This window comes from Mesorhizobium sp. M2C.T.Ca.TU.002.02.1.1, from assembly GCF_003997225.1.
In genome coordinates, this window is the sequence record NZ_RZTO01000408.1 from 1 (window position 1) to 5,520 (window position 5,520).

A 5,520-nucleotide genomic window follows, 5' to 3' on the forward strand; every position below is an offset into this window, starting at 1 on the left:
GGGCAGCTTCTTGCCGAGCACGTCCGACAGCGCCCGCAGGATCGCCCGCATCGACCAGGTGCAGGCGGGCAGCGCCGACGACGTCGCCAAGGCGGCAAAGCTTGGCGGCCGGCTGAACAAGGGCACTTTCACCTCACCGGTGAAGGACTTCTATCTGACCAACCCGATCGCGCGGGCGTCGGCCGTGATGGCCGAATGCTCGGCGCTGGCCAAGAGCGGCTTCAAGCAGGCGGCGGAATAAGCATGGACACCTTCTTCTCCTTCTACGTGCTGCCGGCGCTGCTGATCCTTCTGAAGTCGGTCGTGCTGATCGTCGTGCTTTTGATCGGCGTCGCCTATCTGCTCTATGCCGACCGCAAGATCTGGGCGGCGGTGCAGCTGCGTCGCGGCCCGAACGTCGTCGGTCCGTGGGGCACGTTGCAGGCTTTTGCCGACCTTCTGAAATTCGTCTTCAAGGAGCCGGTGATCCCATCGGGCGCCAACAAGGGGGTGTTCCTTCTGGCGCCGCTGGTGTCGGCGGTGCTGGCGATCTCGGCCTGGGCGGTCATTCCGGTCAATGAGGGCTGGGCGATCGCCAACATCAATGTCGGCATCCTCTATGTCTTCGCCATCTCCTCGCTCGAGGTCTATGGCGTGATCATGGGCGGCTGGGCGTCCAACTCGAAATATCCGTTCCTCGGCGCGCTGCGCTCGGCCGCGCAGATGGTGTCCTACGAAGTCTCGATCGGCTTCGTCATCGTCACCGTGCTGCTTTGCGTCGGCTCGCTTAATCTCTCCGACATCGTCATGTCGCAGCAGGATGGTCTCGGCACCAAGCTCGGCCTGCCCAACACCTTCCTCGACTGGCATTGGCTATCGCTGTTGCCGATGTTCGTGGTGTTCTTCATCTCGGCGCTTGCCGAGACGAACCGCCCGCCCTTCGACCTGGTGGAGGCGGAATCCGAACTCGTCGCCGGCCACATGGTTGAATATTCGTCGACGCCGTTCCTGCTCTTCTTCCTCGGCGAGTATGTCGCCGTCGTCCTGATGTGCGCGCTGGCGACCATCCTGTTCCTCGGCGGCTGGCTGCCACCGTTCGATTTCGCGCCCTTCACCTGGGTACCAGGGGTGATCTGGTTCGTGCTGAAGATTTGCCTGATGTTCTTCATGTTCTCGATGGTGAAGGCTTTTGTGCCGCGCTACCGCTACGACCAGCTGATGCGGCTGGGCTGGAAAGTCTTCCTGCCGATTTCGCTGTTCATGGTCGTCGCCACCGCGGCCTTCCTCAAGATCACGGGGTTTGCGTGATGTCCGCTCTCGCCCAGGCCGCAAAGTCGCTGCTGCTGAAGGATTTCGTCAGCGCCTTCTTCCTCTCGATGCGCCAATTCTTCGCGCCGAAGGAAACGATCAACTACCCGCACGAAAAGGGGCCGACCAGCCCGCGCTTCCGCGGCGAGCATGCGCTGCGCCGCTATCCGAACGGCGAGGAACGCTGCATCGCCTGCAAGCTGTGCGAAGCGATCTGCCCGGCGCAGGCCATCACCATCGAGGCCGGCCCGCGCCGCAATGACGGCACGCGCCGCACCGTGCGCTACGACATCGACATGGTGAAATGCATCTATTGCGGCTTCTGCCAGGAAGCCTGCCCGGTCGACGCCATCGTCGAGGGGCCGAATTTCGAGTTCGCGACCGAGACGCGCGAGGAGCTTTACTACAACAAGGAAAAGCTGCTCGCGAACGGCGATCGCTGGGAGCGTGAGCTGGCGCGCAACATCGCGCTGGATGCTCCCTATAGGTGATTAGCGTGCTTCTCCCCGTAAACGGGGGGAAGGAACAAGAAAGTGGACGGCGCAACGTCGTCCGTCTAAGGAACACGCGGTTTCGAACCGGAGGCGGGTCGGAGTCGGAATTTGGAACCCGGGGGAACCCATGCTGAGTGGACTAGAGGCGGCCTTTTTCTACCTCTTCGCCTTTATCGCCGTGGCGTCGGCCTTCATGGTCATTTCGTCGCGCAACCCCGTGCATTCCGTGCTCTTCCTGATCCTCACCTTCTTCAACGCAGCCGGCCTGTTCATGCTGACCGGCGCCGAGTTCCTGGCGATGATCCTGCTCGTCGTCTATGTCGGCGCGGTGATGGTGCTGTTCCTGTTCGTCGTCATGATGCTCGACGTCGACTTCGCCGAGATGAAGCAGGGCGCCCTGCAATACGCGCCGATCGGCGCGCTGGTCGGGTTGATCCTGGCGGCGGAGCTGATCATCGTGCTCGGCGGCTACACATTCGCGCCGCAGCTTGCCTCGACGGTCGCCAAGGCAACGCCGGATCTTGCCACGCGCTCCAACACGGCCGCGCTCGGCGACATCCTCTATACGGACTACCTCTATTATTTCCAGATTTCCGGCCTGGTGCTGCTGGTCGCCATGATCGGCGCCATCGTGCTGACGCTGCGCCACAAGGAAGGCGTCAAGCGGCAGTCGATCGCCGCGCAGGTCGGCCGCACGCCGGCTACGGGCATGGAAATCCGCAAGGTCAAATCGGGCGAGGGCATCTGAGATGGTCGTCGGCATTGCACATTACCTGACCGTATCGGCGATCCTGTTCACGCTCGGCGTGTTCGGCATCTTCCTGAACCGTCGCAACATCATCGTCATCCTGATGTCGATCGAGCTCATCCTGCTGGCGGTCAACATCAATTTCGTCGCGTTCTCGGCGGCGCTGCATGACCTCGTCGGACAGGTGTTCGCCCTGTTCGTGCTGACGGTCGCGGCCGCTGAGGCCGCGATCGGTCTTGCCATTCTTGTCGTCTTCTTCCGCAACCGCGGCTCGATCGCGGTCGAAGACGTGAGCGCGATGAAGGGTTGACGGGAACCATCATGTATCAGGCTATCGTCTTCCTTCCGCTGCTTGGCTTCCTGATTGTCGGCCTGTTCGGCAATTCGCTCGGCGCCAAGGCTTCCGAATACATCACCTCCGGCTTCCTGGTGATCGCGGCGGTGCTGTCGTGGATCGCCTTCTTCACCGTCGGTTTCGGGCATGGCGAGGTGTTCACCGTGCCGGTGCTGCGCTGGATCCAGTCGGGCGGCATCGACACGTCCTGGGCGTTGCGGATCGATACGCTGACGGTGGTGATGCTGATCGTCGTCAACACCGTGTCGGCGCTGGTCCACATCTATTCGATCGGCTACATGCACCACGATCCGAACCGGCCGCGCTTCTTCGCCTATCTGTCGCTGTTCACCTTCGCGATGTTGATGCTGGTGACGGCCGACAACCTCATCCAGATGTTCTTCGGCTGGGAAGGCGTCGGTCTGGCCTCCTATCTGCTGATCGGCTTCTGGTACAAGAAGCCGTCGGCCAATGCCGCCGCCATCAAGGCTTTCGTCGTCAACCGCGTCGGCGACTTCGGTTTCGCGCTCGGCATCTTCGGCGTGTTCGTGCTGTTCGGCTCGGTCAATCTGAGCACCGTCTTCGCCAATGCGGCCTCGTTCCTGCCGGCCGAAGGCGCGCCGGCGGGTGCCGCCGTGCTCACCTTCCTCGGCCATGCGCTCGACAAGCAGACGGCGCTGACCGTGGTCTGCCTGCTGCTCTTCATGGGCGCCATGGGCAAGTCGGCGCAGGTGCCGCTGCACACATGGCTGCCGGACGCCATGGAAGGCCCGACGCCGGTCTCCGCGCTCATCCACGCGGCGACCATGGTGACCGCCGGCGTGTTCATGCTGGCGAGGCTCTCGCCGCTGTTCGAGCTGTCGCACACGGCGCTGACCGTCGTCACCTTCATCGGCGCCTTCACCGCCTTCTTCGCGGCGACCGTCGGCCTCGTCCAGAACGACATCAAGCGCGTCATCGCCTATTCGACCTGCTCGCAGCTCGGCTACATGTTCGTGGCGCTCGGCGTCGGCGCCTATGGCGCGGCGATCTTCCATTTGTTCACGCATGCCTTCTTCAAGGCGCTGCTGTTCCTCGGCTCCGGCTCGGTCATCCATGCCGTCTCCGACGAGCAGGACATGCGCAAGATGGGCGGCCTTCGCAAGCTGATCCCGGCCACCTACTGGATGATGATCATCGGCACGCTGGCGCTGACCGGAGTCGGCATCCCGGCGACGGTGATCGGCACCGCCGGCTTCTTCTCCAAGGACGCCATTATCGCCACGTCGTTCGCCAGCCACAATGCCGCCGCCGGCTTCGCCTTCGTGCTGCTCGTCGTCGCCGCCTGCTTCACCAGCTTCTACTCCTGGCGGCTGATCTTCATGACCTTCCATGGCGAGCCGCGCGCCAGCCACGAGGTCATGCACCACGTCCATGAATCGCCGCCGGTGATGCTGGTGCCGCTCTATGTGCTGGCGGCCGGCGCGCTGTTTGCCGGCGTCATCTTCCATGGCGCCTTCATCGGCGAGGGCTATGCCGAATTCTGGAAGGCATCGCTGTTCACGCTGCCGGACAACCACATCCTGCACGAGATCCACGAGTTGCCGCTCTGGGTGGAACTGGCGCCATTCGTCGCCATGCTGATCGGCTTGGCCGTCGCCTGGCAGTTCTACATCCGCAAGCCGGAGATGCCGAAGGAGCTGGCGGCGCAGCATCGCGGCCTCTACACCTTCCTGCTCAACAAGTGGTACTTCGACGAGCTCTACGACTTCCTGTTCGTGCAGCCCGCAAAACGCCTCGGCAGGTTCCTGTGGAAGACCGGCGACGGCGCCATCATCGACGGCCTCGGCCCCGACGGTGTCTCGGCGCGCGTCATCGACGTCACCAACCGGGTCGTCAAGCTGCAGACCGGCTATCTCTACCACTACGCTTTCGCCATGCTGATCGGCGTGGCCGCTCTCGTCACCTGGATGATGCTCTGATGACCGACTGGCCAATCCTCTCGCTGGTCACCTTCCTGCCGCTGGTTGGTGTTCTCCTCATTCTGCCGATCAGCGACGACAGCGAAAACGCGCGCCGCAACATCCGCGCCATCGCGTTCATCACGACGGCGTTCACCTTCGTCATCTCGTTGTTCATCTGGACGGGCTTCGACAATTCGCAGGCCGGCTTCCAGTTCGTCGAGAAGCACGCCTGGCTGGATTCGGGCATCTCCTACCATATGGGGGTCGACGGCATATCGATGCTGTTCGTCATCCTGACGACCTTCCTGATGCCGCTTTCCATCCTCGCCTCCTGGGAAGCGATCGAGAAGCGGGTCAAGGCCTATATGATCGCCTTCCTGATCCTCGAGACGCTGATGATCGGCGTGTTCTGCGCGCTCGACATCGTCTTGTTCTACGTCTTCTTCGAGGCCGGCCTGATTCCGATGTTCATCATCATCGGCGTCTGGGGCGGCAAGCGGCGCGTCTATGCCTCGTTCAAGTTCTTCCTCTACACGCTTGCCGGCTCGGTGCTGATGCTGCTCGCCATCATGGCGATGTTCTTCCAGTCGGGCACCACCGACATCCCGACGCTTCTGACGCATCACTTCCCGGCCAACATGCAGACTTGGCTGTGGCTCGCCTTCTTCGCCTCCTTCGCGGTGAAGATGCCGATGTGGCCGGTGCACACCTGGC

At 62.6% G+C, this 5,520-nt stretch carries 6 protein-coding genes and 1 pseudogene; all 7 read left to right on the forward strand.

Features of this window, described 5'->3' with window-relative positions; translation table 11 throughout:
* Nucleotides 1-241, forward strand: a pseudogene (locus tag EOD07_RS20645) (NADH-quinone oxidoreductase subunit G); the annotation flags it as partial.
* Nucleotides 242-243: 2 nt separating this feature from the next.
* On the forward strand, nucleotides 244-1,287 hold the full coding sequence (gene nuoH / locus EOD07_RS20650; protein ID WP_041007647.1) for an NADH-quinone oxidoreductase subunit NuoH: 1,044 nt from the start codon (nucleotides 244-246) through the stop codon (nucleotides 1,285-1,287).
* Nucleotides 1,287-1,778, forward strand: coding sequence for an NADH-quinone oxidoreductase subunit NuoI (nuoI, locus tag EOD07_RS20655; protein ID WP_040982026.1), 492 nt, complete (start codon nucleotides 1,287-1,289; stop codon nucleotides 1,776-1,778). Before nuoH ends, nuoI begins: the two co-directional genes overlap by 1 nt.
* Nucleotides 1,779-1,908: 130 nt before the next feature.
* Nucleotides 1,909-2,529 carry an NADH-quinone oxidoreductase subunit J gene (locus EOD07_RS20660; RefSeq protein WP_041007645.1) on the forward strand — a complete coding sequence of 207 codons (621 nt, stop codon included), beginning with the start codon at nucleotides 1,909-1,911 and terminating at the stop codon, nucleotides 2,527-2,529.
* A gap of 1 nt (nucleotide 2,530) precedes the next feature.
* A complete protein-coding gene (gene nuoK, locus EOD07_RS20665; RefSeq protein WP_027168992.1) occupies nucleotides 2,531-2,839 on the forward strand; it encodes an NADH-quinone oxidoreductase subunit NuoK in 309 nt (102 codons plus the stop codon).
* An 11-nt stretch (nucleotides 2,840-2,850) separates the two neighbouring features.
* Entirely contained in the window at nucleotides 2,851-4,824 is a 1,974-nt protein-coding gene (gene nuoL / locus EOD07_RS20670) for an NADH-quinone oxidoreductase subunit L (RefSeq protein ID WP_127236777.1), read from the forward strand.
* The coding region (locus tag EOD07_RS20675; protein ID WP_164772389.1) for an NADH-quinone oxidoreductase subunit M at nucleotides 4,824-5,520 on the forward strand (697 nt) is incomplete at its 3' end. The genes nuoL and EOD07_RS20675, both read left to right, overlap by 1 nt.

Bases quoted from the DNA above. Each gene is read 5' to 3' on its own strand.
- nuoK (WP_027168992.1), top strand. From the start codon at position 2,531: ATGGTCGTCGGCATTGCACATTACCTGACCGTATCGGCGATCCTGTTC.
- EOD07_RS20660 (WP_041007645.1), top strand. From the start codon at position 1,909: ATGCTGAGTGGACTAGAGGCGGCCTTTTTCTACCTCTTCGCCTTTATC.
- nuoI (WP_040982026.1), top strand. From the start codon at position 1,287: ATGTCCGCTCTCGCCCAGGCCGCAAAGTCGCTGCTGCTGAAGGATTTC.
- nuoH (WP_041007647.1), top strand. From the start codon at position 244: ATGGACACCTTCTTCTCCTTCTACGTGCTGCCGGCGCTGCTGATCCTT.
- nuoL (WP_127236777.1), top strand. From the start codon at position 2,851: ATGTATCAGGCTATCGTCTTCCTTCCGCTGCTTGGCTTCCTGATTGTC.